Here is a 13,762-nt window from a genome sequence, read left to right on the forward strand (position 1 = left end):
CACGGGCGAGACGGCTCGGCATTCTGCTCCTAAAAGAGATCAGGCCAAAAGGCAGCGCGGGAAGAAATCCGCGAAGGTTCGTTTTGAACGCGTTCACTTGACTGTAGAGGACGTGGCCGCCTGGTACGGTGTCAGCGTCCCCACAATATGGCGATTGCGCCGAACCAATCCCAGTTTCCCGCAAGGACACAAGCTTACGGCCGGCTCAAGACGCTGGTTCCGTTCAGATCTTGAGGCCTATGACAGAAGCATCCGGGAGCAAAACTCTTGAGCGCGCTCAAGAAGACAAAAGCCCGGTCCGTCGGAAGGCGACGCTTCCTGGGCAAGGCGCGCGCCAATTGGCTCTACACCCAGCCGGAAGTCCAGAAACTCTTCGGTGTTTGCCCGAACACCATCCGCAACTGGCGACGCAATGGCCTGAGATCCTTCAAGGCCAATGTTCGCCTGTTTCTGGGGCGAGACCTGAACGCGTTTCACAAGCGCCGTTATGAAGACGCAAAACGGCCCTGTGCTCCAGGCGAGGTCTATTGCGTTTGCTGCAAGCAAAAACACTCGCTGCGTGAGGTTCCCTATTTGCTCGACAGCAAAAGTCGCTTCAGGACGCGGGTACTCATAACCTGTCCCGCGACAGGCGGTACCTCTGCAACTTATATCCGTGAGACCGATCTCACTTCATTGACACAACAGCTCAACCACAACTCAAGCCGGGTCTCCGACGATTAATGAGTCTCGCTGACCCGTGCTGAAATTGAGCATTTGCCAGAATAGGGAGAGGTGATTTGCAACCGGGCAATCTGGAACTGGTCCACCGCTATCAAACACATCTGGTCGAGGCGCGTGGTTTGCACGCCAAAACCGTCGACGCTTATTTGCGCCACGTGCTGCACTTCGCCGATGACATCGGCAACAGGGATTTCAACTCCTTGAGGCCGGGTGACATTATTCGCTTCAAGAACCAGATCTTCGACCCAAGCGCTGACGACCCCGATCCTGAAGAATTGGCACCAAGAACCCTCGTGCAGATCTTCAACAGCCTCAAAGCCTTCCTGACCTGGCTGAGAGAGCAACCGGGTCACAAGAAACTGGCAGCGGATCTTCCAGACTATTGCAGCCCCTCCAGGCACCTTGTCGCACTCGCGCGCGTTCAACACCCCAACCACGTACCGACCCCGGAAGAACTCCGGATCGTCCTGAGTTCGATGCCGGGCCAGTCTTTCAAGCATCGGCGCGACCGGGCCTTGATCGCATTCCTGTTTCTGACCGGCATGCGCGACGGTGCCGTGATCGGCTTGAAGATGAAGCATGTCAATTCGAACGAACGGCACGTCTTTCAGGACCCGCGTGACATTCGAACAAAATTTTCCAAGGCGATACCAACCACCTGGTTCCCCGTCGGCGAGGACATTGAGGAAATTGTGCAATCATGGATTTGTGAACGTCGCGAGAGTGGCGCTGCAGACCAAGCCCCGCTCTTTCCAAGTCTGCGGCAATCGATCGAACGCCAAGGTCTCGTGACGAAAGAGACTTCTTGGAAAACGGCCGACCCGATCCGGAAACTAGTACGACATGCCTGCGAAGCAGCCAAAGTCCCACCATTTATACCACATGCCATCCGAAAGACTCTGACCACAATGGGAGAGGAGCTCTGTCATTCAATGCAGGAAATGAAAGCCTGGAGCCAAAATCTCGGGCACGAAGAGCTCGGCACCACGCTGAAAAACTACGGCCAGGTTCCAGAAGCACGGCAACACGAGCTGCTCGAAAACATGCGCAATCGAAATCCGCTGCCTGACACGCAACGACTGATCGACAAGCTCAACCGGATGAACCCTGATCAAAGAAGAGCGTTTGAGAGGATAATTGACGGTTTCGATCCAATGAAGACATCTGCTATCTAATGCTGCCTCCGAATCGCTGGTTGCGTTACCGCCAATAGGAGCGCGGTGAGCAACACAAGCAGGCAGATGACAGTAACGGGGCCGGGAGGAGACTGACGGGATTCGGCTTGCGGCCCAATCAAAGCGGACAATGGTGCGCCGCGCAGCCAAGGTCCGGATCGTGTCAGAGAGTAGGTGATCATCTGCTTGCGTGGTACGCAGACTGATCTCTGTCCTGCCGTTGATCCTTCCACTCCGAATGTTCCATCTGCAAAGACGCTGGCCCAGTCCCTCGTTACAAGGATTGTGCTGAAACCTGAACCGGACAGTGACCAGTTGTCCGTCACCATTCATGGTGATCTGGCCCGGATCCTTTCAGTTTGTGCGAAGGTGGAAGGTACAAACAAAAACAGCCCTGACCTTGGGGCGTCAGGGCTGATGTCGTAGGTTGCGGTATGAAGACTTGAGTATTCTTGTCCCGCTGCGTCGGGCTTAGCACCTCTTGCGAGCCCCTGGTCAGTTTCAACTCTGTGTCCGTTACCCAAAAAAAACCCGGCGCGAGGCCGGGTTGTTTTTTGGTTGCGGGAGCGTGAGTCCTCCGAGACTTGCATTACTCCGCAAATGGGCCAGCGGAATCATAATCCGCGTGCCGGGAGTCGACTCCCTCCGCGACCATTGACTTCAAGTCAATAAAATCAATGCGTTACATAAGAAGAGGTATCCCCAATTTGTAAGACGTCTTACGCACTTGTAGACGAAGAGACTATGGCAATTGCATCCCATCTTCAGTGCCGGAGCGGACGGTACCACCTGCAAATCCAGCTGTCGGATGCGCAAAGCTACATGCTAGGCAAATCAATCAATAGGAAGTCTGCAGGAACAAGCAGCGGCCGTGAAGCGCAACTTAGGTGCGGGAAATTCTTGGCTGGATCCACAAGATGATTCACAGCGTCGACTATCCCATGGTTTGGATTGCCCGGCTCACAGCACTTCTCATCGAGCCAAGCATCAGAAGTTTATTCCGAGCATCTCGCGAAGTGTCGACACATCAATCTTCGACTCCGCGGGATACGGATGGGCTTTTTTGATTTGATTGCGGGCGCCCGATCACACCGAAATCTGTCATTCCGTGGCCCAGGTCCGGCAGATCCGGTTTATCAAAAGGCATTCCGCAATCACTCTGCCGATACCGGAACGGCTCATCAAAGATAGGCTTCCGCTAGCGCGGCGCGGTCGGCTGCAGCCTCCTCCGGTGTCATCTTGAGCTGGATCTCGCCCGCTCGCAGAACGACGACATGGTCGGCAAGCGCCAAGGCGACCTCGATGAACTGTTCCACCAGCAAGACTCCCACATTCCGGTCGGTCAGCGCCTGCACGACAGTCACGAGGCGTTTGATGATCAATGGAGCCAGCCCAAGCGACATCTCGTCGATGAGGATGTAGCGGGGTCTTGCCATAAGTGCGTGCCCGATCGCCAGCATCTGCTGCTGGCCGCCTGACAGGGTGCCGGCAATCTGATGGCGCCGTTCCTGAAGTTCTGGGAAAATCCCGAAAACCTCCTCGAGAACGTTTTTCAGGTCGCGTGAAGCGCTGAATGACCCGGCCGCCAGCAGGTTGTCCTCAACCGAAAGGCGGGTAAGGGTCTGGTGGCCCTCTGGAACCGCGGCCAGACCGGTCCCGCGAATGCGGTCGGGGCTCATTCCGGTGACATCCGTGCCGTCGATACGCACACGCCCGCCAGCGACCGGGAGCACTCCGGCAACACCCAGAACGAGTTCCGACTTGCCTGCTCCATTGGCACCGAGCACCGCGGTGACCTTGCCCGGTTCGACAACCAGATCGATATCGCGGACAACCGGCACCGGTCCGGTACCGATACTCAGGTTCTCAAGTTCAAGCATCAGGCCACCTCCCCGATATCGCCACCGAGATAAGCCGCCTGCACATGCGGATCGGCCAGGACCTCCTTCGTCGGACCGAAGGCGATCCGCTTGCCGAAATCGAGCACCAGCGTGTCGCGGCAGACGCGTTCGATCAGGTCGACATCGTGGTCGATCACAAGCACCTGCGCGCCGCAAAAGTCAGGAATGCCGGAAATCAGTTGTCCGAGCGTTTCGGTCTCTTCGCCATTCAGTCCGCCCCCCGGCTCGTCGAGCATGATCATCCGGGGGCTGCCGATGACACAGCGTGCAATGTCGGCAAGCCGCCGCTGATAGGTGTTGAGCGCCCCGCCGGGCTGGCCGAAAAGTTCGGTCACGCCCGCAAACTGGGCGGCCCGGTCCAGATCGTCCCGTTTTCCTTCGGCCGCGCCGGGCAGGTTGTCGCAGATGGCCAGAAGGTTGTCGAACACCGTGAGATCGTCTGCGATCTGAGCTTTCTGGAAACTCCGGCGCAGGCCCCAGAGCGCCCGGCGATGCGGTGCCATGTCCAGGAGGTTCGCACCATCCACCAGGACCCTGCCACCGGCGACGTCGATGAAGCCCGAAATCGCGTTCATGGTAGTCGTCTTGCCGGCCCCGTTCGGACCGATGATGCCACTAACCGGAGCTGTGAATTCGACGTTGATCGCATCGAGCGCGACCAATCCGCCAAAATGTACCGTCAGGTCTTCAACGCGGATCATGGCCGGCCTGCCTTCGGTTTGCGTGAAAAGAGGCCATTGATCTGGCCGGCGATCCCGTCCGGAGCGGACATGACCGCATGCAGAAGCGCCGCTCCGAAAAAGACCAGAGCCAGATCGGCGTCGACACCCCAATTGTTCAAAAGGCCCGGCGCGACCCGGTAGAGCACCGCCGTGAGCAGTGCGCCGTACCAGAAGCGCGCTCCGCCCACGACCACGAGCGCGAAGAACAGCACGCTTTCCGGCGCGCGAAAGGTTGCCGCATCCAGAAGGCCCAGGCTGCCCGCAAGAAGACCGCCCCCAAGACCCGCCAAAAACCCGGACAGTCCGAAAGCCCAGGTCTTGTAGAGCGTGATATTGACACCGGACGCAAGCGCGGCGGCCTCGGATGTGCGGATGAGCGCCCAGGCGCGGCCGGGCTTCGTGCGCCGGTGCCATTCGACCAGCAGAAAACCGAGGGCCACGACCGCGATCGCGTAGCGCAGATAGGCCCGGTCGGATTGCGCGATCACCGGCCGGCGCACTTCCGCGGCAAAGGAAGTCCCCACGCCCCAGAACCCCTCGCCGCCATTCGGGAACTGGTAGGCGGTGAAAACGATGTCGAGACCGCCGGCGACCATCAGAGTGATCAGCGCCAGATACAGGCCGCGCATGCGCAGGGCGGGCAGCGCAAGCACCATTCCGAAAAGGGACGTGCCGATGGCGGCGATCAGGAGATTGGCCTCGAACGGCATGTCATAGCCATGGTTGAGGCGCAGCGTAATCCAGCCGCCGACGCCCATCAGGCCGACCTGGGTCAGGCTGACCATGCCGAGGCGCGCATACATGAAACCCGCGCCGATCGCCGCAAGTGTGAATGCGCCCGTGGAGGTGAATATCTTGACCCATTGCCCGCCGGCTGCGACCGGCAGGAAAGCAAACGCCAGGAGCACCAGGACGATGCCCGCGCGGCCCGACGACAGAACCGGCTTGTGCATCATTCCTCTCCCGTAATGCTGATCCGGCGGCGCCAGTTCATCGCGAGCAGCACAAGGGCCGCGATCACGAAAGGGGCCACAGGGCGTACATTTTTCAATTGAGGTGAAAGCGTCAGAAGGCTTTCGATGACACCCATCGTCAGCCCGCCCATGAGCACGTCGGGCAGCGATTCCAGGCGGCCCGCGATCGCCGCTGCGACGCAGGGAATGACCAGAAAAGTGATCACCGCGGGTTCCAGCCGCACCAGGTCGCCGAAGAAGAAACCTGTCAGTCCGAAGAGCAATCCGGCGACACCCCAGGCCACCGTTTCGACCCTGAGGATCGGAATGCCGATCAGGGCGGAAAGACGGCGGTTGTTGGCAAGGGCGCGCATCTGCAATCCGATCCGGGTCCGGTTGAGCGCAATGGAAATCGCGACCACCAGAAACACCGACAACGCGATCACGATGAGCCGCGTGACGGTCACCCGCAGGCCCAGGATCATGACGGCGGACTTGTCTGTCGGGAGCGCGAACTTGCGCGGGTCGTCGGAAAACAGGAAGCTGACGACACCGAGGATCACGAGCGCGAATCCGAGTGTGGCAACCGCCTTGACCACCGGTTCGCGCCATTCCATGCGCGGGGCCACGCCCCGCCCGTAGCCCAGCGCGAGCCCGACCGAGAGCGCAAGCCCGGCGATCCAGGCGACCGGCTGGGGCCAGCCCCATTGAACCGCCTGCCAGGCGAACATCACCCCGGCCATGCCGATGGCGCCGGCCGCAAGATTGAGCACACCGGTCGCACGGTAGAGGACCACCAGGCCAATACCGCCGAGCGCGTAGAGCGATCCGACGGCGAGGCCGGAAACGAGAAACAACCCGACAACGGCCGAGGGTTTTCCGGCTCCCAGCCAAAGCACCATGATCACGCAGGCCGCGATCCAGACGACCGCCGACGTTATTATCTGCCGCATAGAGAGCTCCAAAATTCGGCGGGCGCGCTGGTGACGCGCCGCGCCTTATCCCGCCAGGTAAGGGCCTCAGCGGATGCCGAGCGCCTTTTCCTGCTCGAAAATCGGCTCGAAATACGGGCTGTCGTATTCGTAGCAGTCGCGCACGGTCTCAAAGCCACCGTCCTTTACCAGCACCATCGTGCCGGCATGGTTCGGCATGTGCCGGTCGGCTTCACCCACATAATAGGGGCCGCACAGCAGGTCAGACGTCGCTCCCTTGATCTGCGTGATCGCTGAAGTCACCGCCTCGCGGCTGTCGAGCTGGCCAGGATCCATGGCAAGCAGCGCATCGACAAAGAACTTGGCCGAGACGAAACCCGACTGGCTGAACGTATCGCGGGCAGCACCGTCGGGCGCATAGGCGTCCATGACGGCCAGCCAGTTGGTCGCGTCCGGTCCGCCCTTGTCCCAAGGTGTCAGTTCGGCGTTCACGTAGATCTTGCCGTCCCAGTATTCCCCGAGCGCCTCGGGCACCGTCTTGTCATAGAGCGGGGTCGAGGAAGCCCATTGGTAGGCATCGCCGAACCCCTGTTCCTCGGCAGCCTTCAGGAAAGCGATCGCAAGACCGGCCGGCAGGTTTACCAGAATGGTGTCCGCGCCCGAGGCCACGGCTTCCAGCAGGCCGGAATTCACGTCCGGAGACGCCGGATTGAGCAGGACCGTCGAGCCGACCAGGTCGTTCGAGGTCATGTACCACTCCATCGCGCCGCAGGACCAGGGTCCGACGTTTGGAATCGCAAGGCCGATACAGGAGATGTTTTTCGCGCCCTTGTCCTCGACCATGTATTGGGCGGCTCCGATGGTGGAGGGAAGCGGCCCCTGGTTGGTGGAGACGATATTCGAGCTTTCGAAACACTCGGAAACGGCACAGGCCGAGGCCATCGCCATGATTCCCTTGTCCCGGTAGGTGTTGGCGTTGACGGCCATTTCGACGAACGAACCGTTGCCGACGATGGCAACGACATTTTCGTCGTCCAGAAGCTTGGACGCAGCCTGCGCCGCCAGTTCGGGGTTCCACTGGTCGTTCTCAACGAGGTATTCTATCGGCCGGCCATGGATGCCGCCATTGGCGTTGACGCAGTCGAAATAGGCGGCGGCGGCGGTCGTTGAAGCCGAGAAGTCGCCCGGAGCGGCGTTGCCGTGGATGCCACCCACCTTGATCGGCGCGCCGGTTGCGGCCTCTCCCGTGTTCATCCCGCAGGATGTTTCGGCCGAAGCAGCACTTGCGCAGAGCATAAGTGCGATCGCTCCAACCCCTGCTGTCACAAGAGTTTTCATGATTTTCCTCCCTGGAAGACAGCTGCTGCGAGGATCTGTCGGCTCACAGCAGCGGTATGAAGCCCCCGCCCGGCCCTCCTCAAGGCCGGACAGCGGCAAAGAATGCGGATCACGCCGCCTGAGTTGCGAGGCTCTCCTTTCCGGTGATAAAGCGTGCGCAGCGCTCGGCGATCATCATCGTCGGGGCGTTCGTGTTGCCTGAGACAAGCGTCGGCATGATCGACGCGTCTGCCACGCGCAGCCCGTCGATCTGATGGACGCGCAGCTCCGCGTCGACCACCGCCTCGCGGTCCCCGCCCGGCCCCATCTTTGCGGTCCCGACCGGATGGAACACGGTCTTTGCCGTCTGGCGCACATAGTCGCGCAGTCCGTCCATGTCCTTCTCGAGGCCCGGCTCGGGCAGGGCCCGCCGCTTGATCAGTTTCGCGAGCGACGGCGCTTCGAGAATCTCGATGCCCTTGAGCACGCCGCGTGCAAGCACCTCGAGATCGTCGCTGTCGCTGAAGCTCCCGGCGTCAAAGAGCGCGCGTTCCTTCGGATCGGCGGAGCGCAGCCGCACCGAGCCGCGCGATTTCGGGCGCAGGAAACACGGTCCGATGGCGATGCCGTGCCTGGCGATCGGTTCGCGGTCGGCCCAGCCGACCATGAACGGCAGCACGTGGAACTGCACGTCCGGCTGCCCGGCCCCCGAGACATCGACAAAGCCTCCGGCCTCGACCACGTTCGAGGTCAAAAGTCCGGTGCGCGTTGCCATGTACTGCAGCATGTGCTTGACCGAGCGCAGGCCCTTGTCCTCCTGGAAGATCGAGATCGGATCATGGGTTTCGCCCTGCACCGTCGATTCCAGGTGGTCCTGATAGTTCGAACCGACGCCCGGAAGATCGGCGACGACATCGATTCCGTGGCTCTTCAGATGATCGGCCGGCCCAACCCCCGAAAGCTGGAGCAGCCGCGGCGTCTCGATGGCACCGGCACACATGACGATCTCACGCCGCGCCTTCAGTTCACGTCCATCTTCCAGCACCACGCCGGTCGCCCGCCTGCCATCGAAAGTAATCCGCGCCACGCGGGTTTCGGTCATGATGGTGAGATTGTCGCGTCCCTCGGCCTTGCGAAGAAACGCCTGGGCGGCGGACCAGCGCCGTCCGTTGTGGGTCGTCGTCTGATAAAAGCCGACACCCGTCTGAACCGCCCCGTTGAAGTCGGGATTATAGGGCACCCCGGCTTCCTGGGCGGCTCGAATGAAGGCGCGGCAAAGCGGATGCTTGTGACGGACCTCCGAGACATGCAGTTCGCCCTCGGTCCCGTGATAACCATCGGCCATGACGAGGTTGTTCTCGAGACTGCGGAAGACCGGCAGAACGTCTTCGTAGGACCAGCCCCTGTTCCCCAGCTGGGCCCAGTTGTTGTAGTCGTCTGCATGGCCGCGGACGTAAAGCATCGCGTTCACCGAGGACCCGCCGCCGATCACCTGGCCCTGGATGACGATCGAGTCGCGGTTGTTCACGCCCTCGCTCTTTTCCCCCACATAGGCGACGATATCGCGCCCCTTCTCGATGACCTTGAAGAAGGTCGCCGGAATATGGATCCACGGGTGGGTATCCTTGCGGCCGCTCTCGAGCAGGAGGACGCGGTTCTTGCCGTCCTCGGACAGGCGGGATGCCATGACGCAGCCCGAAGAACCGCCGCCCACGACTATGAAATCGAATTCGTTACTCATCCAACTGCCCCCCTTACTGAAAAACCACCTGGATATCGGTGTTTTCGAACAGGCCCTCCTCGCCGAATTCCACACCGATGCCGGAGCGCTTGACGCCGCCGAAGGGCGCGTTGGGCTGGATGGCACCATGCTTGTTGATCCAGACCGAACCGCACTCCATCCGCAGCGCGATCCGCTTCGCGGCCTCGATGTCCCGGGACCAGACCGAACCGCCGAGACCGTTTGTCGAGTCGTTGGCCTGCGCGATCGCCTCCTCCACGTCCGTGTAACGAATGATGGGCAGTGCCGGACCGAACTGTTCTTCCGTCACCAGGGGCGACTGGTCATCGAGTTCGGAAATCAGCGTTACCGGGTAGAACAGTCCCTCATCCGGAGCTCCGCCGATGAGCACGTTGCCCTCCTTACCAGCGGAGGCGACCAGGGCCCTCACCTTGTCGAACTGCTTCTTGTTGTTGATGGGCCCCAGATGAACGGTTTCGTCGAGCCCGTTGCCAACCTTGACATTGCGGGAATAGGCCACCAGCGCATCGCAGACCGCATCGTGGATGCTGTCATGCACGTAAAGCCGTTTCATTGCCGCGCAGGTCTGTCCGTTGTTGATGAATGCGCCCCAGAACAGCCCCTCGGCAATCGCCTCCGGATCGCAATCCGGCAGAACGATACCCGCGTCGTTGCCGCCAAGCTCCAGGGTCAGCCGCTTCATTGTCGGCGCAGCTGAGCGCATGACCTTCTCGCCGGTGCCGCAGGACCCGGTGAAGACGATCTTGCGGATGTCGGGATGCGCGGACATTGCCGCGCCGACATTGAACAGGGTGTCGTCGGAGGTCACGACGTTGAGGACCCCGGCCGGCAGGACCTCGCACATGGCCTTGACTGCAAGGAGCGTGGAAAGCGGCGTGAAGGGCGAGGGCTTGATCACGACGGTGTTGCCGGCGCGCAGGGCCGGCAAAATGTGCCAGACCGCGATCATCACCGGCCAGTTCCACGGCGTGATGGAACCAACGACGCCGATCGGCTTGCGGTGCAGCTCGACGCGGCCCTCATTGTCGTCCTGAAGCACCTTGACAGGAATGTCCAGGGAGGCCGTGTAGCCGGCCCAGGCCTGCGCTCCACCCAGTTCGAAACGTGAGCCCATGCCGCCAAGAGGCTTGCCCTGTTCCATGGTCAGGACACGGGCAATGCTTTCGGCGTCTTGTTCAAGCTGGCCCGCCAGCTTGCCGCAAATCGCCTTGCGTTCGGCATCCGGCAGCGCGGCCCAGCGCGGGAACGCTGCTTTCGCTGCGGCAACTGCGCGTTCCAGGTCGTCTTCCGTCGCGTTCGGCGCCTTTCCGACCAGTTCACCGGTTGCTGGGTTCAAGATGTCGAACGTGGTCGTACCGGCGACAGTCTGGTCACCGATAATCATACTGAGATCCAGCATGCTCTCCTCCCTAATATTCCGGAATAAGCATGCGCGTCGTTCAGGTTGTTATTCTTGGTCTGCGGCGTCACATAAATTGGACAACGGCGACACATTAGTGTTTCATTTGCAACTAAATCGCACTTTGGGCGCCCGGACATGAACCTTCAAAGCGAAACGCAAAAGATCCCGGTCGAGAAATTCGTCGCCGATTTGCGGCAGGTCTGCGGCCGGTTCGACATTCGTCAGGATCACGCCCAGGCATGGATAGATGGCGCGATTTCACTCGACGAGCGGGCCGGGATCGAGATCGTGAATGTCGCCACGTCCGTGCAGCAGATCCTGCGTACCGCGTCCGATATCCGCCGCGACAGCGGTGAAAACTACTTCCTGATCATGCAGCATTCCGGCAACGCGCTGATGAGCCAGAACGACGGCAGCTTCATGCTCAGTCCCGGCGACATGATCCTGATCGACAGCGCCATCCCGTCGGAGTTTACGTTCTTCGGCACCCAGAACCGCCAGATTTCCATTCACCTGCCGCGTGAGGAGATGCACTCCCGCTTCGGATACGACCTGGTCAAAGGTGGACTGGCCGTTCCGCGCAGCAATCCGTCAAATATCGCACTCCAGGGGATCATCGGCTCCATTTTCAGCAAGCCGGATCTCAGCCCCCCAACCAAGACCTGCCTGCGGGAAGCGCTGATGGGGATTGTCGGCGCCATCCTCTACGAGCGATCCGGGCGCGAGGATTTTAGCGGGGTTCAAAGCGAGATCTACGGCACGCGCGCGCTTTCGCAGGCCCGGGCCTATATCGACGCGAACTACAGAAACCCCGAGCTTTCGTTCCAGTCCATGGCCGATGATCTGGGAACATCGCTGCGCCAGATCCAGCGCGCCTTCTCCTCGTCCGACCCTGGCCTGACACCGAGCAAGTATCTCCTGGTCAAGCGTCTCGAACATGCACGGCACGGGCTTGACGAAAGAAGAAGGGGCAAACGCGACGATCACATATCGGCGATTGCTTATGAGGCCGGTTTTTCCGACCTTTCATACTTCTACCGCTGTTTTCGCAAGAGCTTCGGCAAAACGCCTCGAGCCTATCTGGAAGCTTAGAAAACGGACCTACCGGGCAGGGTTTCACCTGCCTGATCCAGCTCATTCCTTCGTCCCGAATGGCTCTGTTTTGCCGGACAGGCATTGAAAACGCGCAGCGATAACGATGCCCGCGCTGCAGGCCATTGTCCCGGTGATCGACACCTTTCCCGTTCATCCGCCAGATCCTGACCGCTGACGCCGCTCCCGAAACCGACGCAACGTTTCCCGGGATCGGGCCATGATCGCAATCCACGATCAGATTTTCTGCAGCCGATACAGACCCAGGCCCTCTCTTTTTGCAAGGCATTGAAATTTATAGATAAAATTGACTCACATCTATCAGATCACCTTGCAAGAAAGCGACTCCTGTTGCATAAAAATGAAAAAACTGTATTTATGACATAATAGTAATGGGAGGACGTACTATGCTCATGAGAAGTTCCATCGTCACTGCCGCGGGCGGACTGATGATTGCAACGGTCGCCGCCGCTCAGGCTGCAGAATGCCCTGCGGGATTCCCGGCGGGGCCGATCTCGATGCAGGTCGGGTATGCCGCGGGCGGCGGCACGGACACGGTGGCGCGCAAATTCGCGTCCCAGCTCGAAGAGATGACCGGGTGGACGGTTGTTGTCGAGAACAAGCCGGGGGCCGCTGGCGGCGTCATGGCCACAGGTCTGATGGCACGTCCGGCAGACGGCAGGACGATCGGTGCCGGCACCAGCACGACGCTGGCGATTACGCCCTACGAAAAGCCGGACATCAAGTACACCTACGAGGACTTCGACTATCTCGGAACCGGCATGCTCCTGAACTACGCGCTGGTCGCGATGGAAGACAAGCCCTACGACACGCTTGAAGAGTTCATTGCCTGGGCCAAGGAAAACGGCCGGGCGACCGTGTCCGTCGGATCGGTCAGCTACGAGATCGCCGTGCGCCAGATTGCACAGCATTTCGGCGTGGACCTGGTGCCGATCCCTTCGGGCGGCTCGTCGTCCGCGCTCAAGGATGCACTCGGCGGTCACGTCGACGCGACCGTTCAGGGCACCGCGCATGTGCCCCAGATCGAGGCTGGAAAAATGGTGCAGCTCGCCACGCTCACGAGCGACCGCGCGGTCTATGCACCAGACACGAAGACGCTGCTGGAAAGCGGCATGGAATTTTCCATGGACGGGCACATCATCTTTTTCCTGCCCAAGGGAACTCCTGAAGACATCAAGACATGCCTTTCAGACTCGCTGAGCGAAGTGACCGGGTCTGAGCAGTACACCAAGTTCGTGTCGGACCTCGAAACGACGGCCAGCAACCTCGGCCCGGATGGCGTGAAGGAGTTCCTCGCCGAAAAGTCCGTGTTTTACAAGGCTGAACTGGCAAAATGATTGCCACGGACCGCATTCTGGGAGGCGCCGTCGCGGGGTTCGGCGTCTTCCTGCTGCTTTACCTGATCCCGAACTACGTCACCTCCATGCCCGGCGAATTGCGCGATCCTTCGCTGTTTCCGCGCATTGCCGCCTGGATGATTCTGGTACTCGGTGCAATTCAGGTTTTTCTGCCCGGCCCGAATGGCCGGTTGCCCTCGCTTGGTGAGGTTGGCCGTGCCGCTCTTGTGGTGGTTGCACTGACCCTGGTCACGCTCGCACTTCCCCGTATCGGCATCATCGCTGGTGGAATTGTCCTCATGGCGTTTTCAGCCGCCCTGATGTTCGAAAAACGGCTGCTTTGGCTGGCCGTCACCGTTCTGTTCGTCCCGGTCTGTGTCTGGGGCCTGTTTGAAGTCTTGTTCGGCCGTCCGTTGCCTTGAGGT

12 protein-coding genes are annotated in these 13,762 nt (G+C 60.4%); 5 read left to right on the plus strand and 7 right to left on the minus strand.

The genetic code is table 11. The features are described 5' to 3' along the window. Positions 1-267 precede the first annotated feature (267 nt). Entirely contained in the window at positions 268-723 is a 456-nt protein-coding gene (locus O6760_RS03320; RefSeq protein ID WP_269584062.1) for a helix-turn-helix domain-containing protein, read from the plus strand. A gap of 56 nt (positions 724-779) precedes the next feature. Further along, entirely contained in the window at positions 780-1,898 is a 1,119-nt protein-coding gene (locus tag O6760_RS03325; RefSeq protein ID WP_269584063.1) for a tyrosine-type recombinase/integrase, read from the plus strand. A 1,181-nt stretch (positions 1,899-3,079) separates the two neighbouring features. Here O6760_RS03325 and O6760_RS03330 read toward each other — a convergent pair. From O6760_RS03330 to O6760_RS03360, 7 genes are all read right to left on the minus strand, one after another. Then, positions 3,080-3,778 (minus strand): ABC transporter ATP-binding protein, encoded by a 699-nt coding sequence (locus O6760_RS03330; protein ID WP_269584064.1) that lies wholly within the window; start codon positions 3,776-3,778, stop codon positions 3,080-3,082. Further along, a complete protein-coding gene (locus tag O6760_RS03335; RefSeq protein ID WP_269584065.1) occupies positions 3,778-4,500 on the minus strand; it encodes an ABC transporter ATP-binding protein in 723 nt (240 codons plus the stop codon). The genes O6760_RS03330 and O6760_RS03335 overlap by 1 nt, the downstream gene beginning before the upstream one ends. Then, entirely contained in the window at positions 4,497-5,477 is a 981-nt protein-coding gene (locus tag O6760_RS03340; RefSeq protein ID WP_269584066.1) for a branched-chain amino acid ABC transporter permease, read from the minus strand. Before O6760_RS03340 ends, O6760_RS03335 begins: the two co-directional genes overlap by 4 nt. After that, the gene (locus tag O6760_RS03345; protein WP_269584067.1) at positions 5,474-6,427 is read right to left on the minus strand and encodes a branched-chain amino acid ABC transporter permease; all 954 of its coding nucleotides are present in this window, start codon (positions 6,425-6,427) and stop codon (positions 5,474-5,476) included. Before O6760_RS03345 ends, O6760_RS03340 begins: the two co-directional genes overlap by 4 nt. A 66-nt stretch (positions 6,428-6,493) precedes the next feature. Then, a complete protein-coding gene (locus tag O6760_RS03350; RefSeq protein WP_269584068.1) occupies positions 6,494-7,744 on the minus strand; it encodes an ABC transporter substrate-binding protein in 1,251 nt (416 codons plus the stop codon). 109 nt (positions 7,745-7,853) lie between these two features. Then, positions 7,854-9,464 carry a GMC family oxidoreductase gene (locus O6760_RS03355; protein ID WP_269584069.1) on the minus strand — a complete coding sequence of 537 codons (1,611 nt, stop codon included), beginning with the start codon at positions 9,462-9,464 and terminating at the stop codon, positions 7,854-7,856. 13 nt (positions 9,465-9,477) lie between these two features. Further along, entirely contained in the window at positions 9,478-10,884 is a 1,407-nt protein-coding gene (locus O6760_RS03360; RefSeq protein ID WP_269584070.1) for an aldehyde dehydrogenase family protein, read from the minus strand. A gap of 138 nt (positions 10,885-11,022) precedes the next feature. Between O6760_RS03360 and O6760_RS03365 the strand changes: the two genes are divergently transcribed. From O6760_RS03365 to O6760_RS03375, 3 genes are all read left to right on the plus strand, one after another. Beyond that, a complete protein-coding gene (locus tag O6760_RS03365) occupies positions 11,023-11,979 on the plus strand; it encodes a helix-turn-helix domain-containing protein (RefSeq protein ID WP_269584071.1) in 957 nt (318 codons plus the stop codon). Between the two features lie 407 nt (positions 11,980-12,386). Further along, positions 12,387-13,337, plus strand: a complete 951-nt coding sequence (locus O6760_RS03370) for a tripartite tricarboxylate transporter substrate binding protein (protein WP_269584072.1) — start codon at positions 12,387-12,389, stop codon at positions 13,335-13,337. Beyond that, positions 13,334-13,759, plus strand: a complete 426-nt coding sequence (locus O6760_RS03375; protein WP_269584073.1) for a tripartite tricarboxylate transporter TctB family protein — start codon at positions 13,334-13,336, stop codon at positions 13,757-13,759. The genes O6760_RS03370 and O6760_RS03375 overlap by 4 nt, the downstream gene beginning before the upstream one ends. Positions 13,760-13,762 lie beyond the last annotated feature (3 nt).

Origin of the sequence: Roseibium sp. Sym1, from assembly GCF_027359675.1 — a bacterium.
GTDB lineage: Bacteria > Pseudomonadota > Alphaproteobacteria > Rhizobiales > Stappiaceae > Roseibium.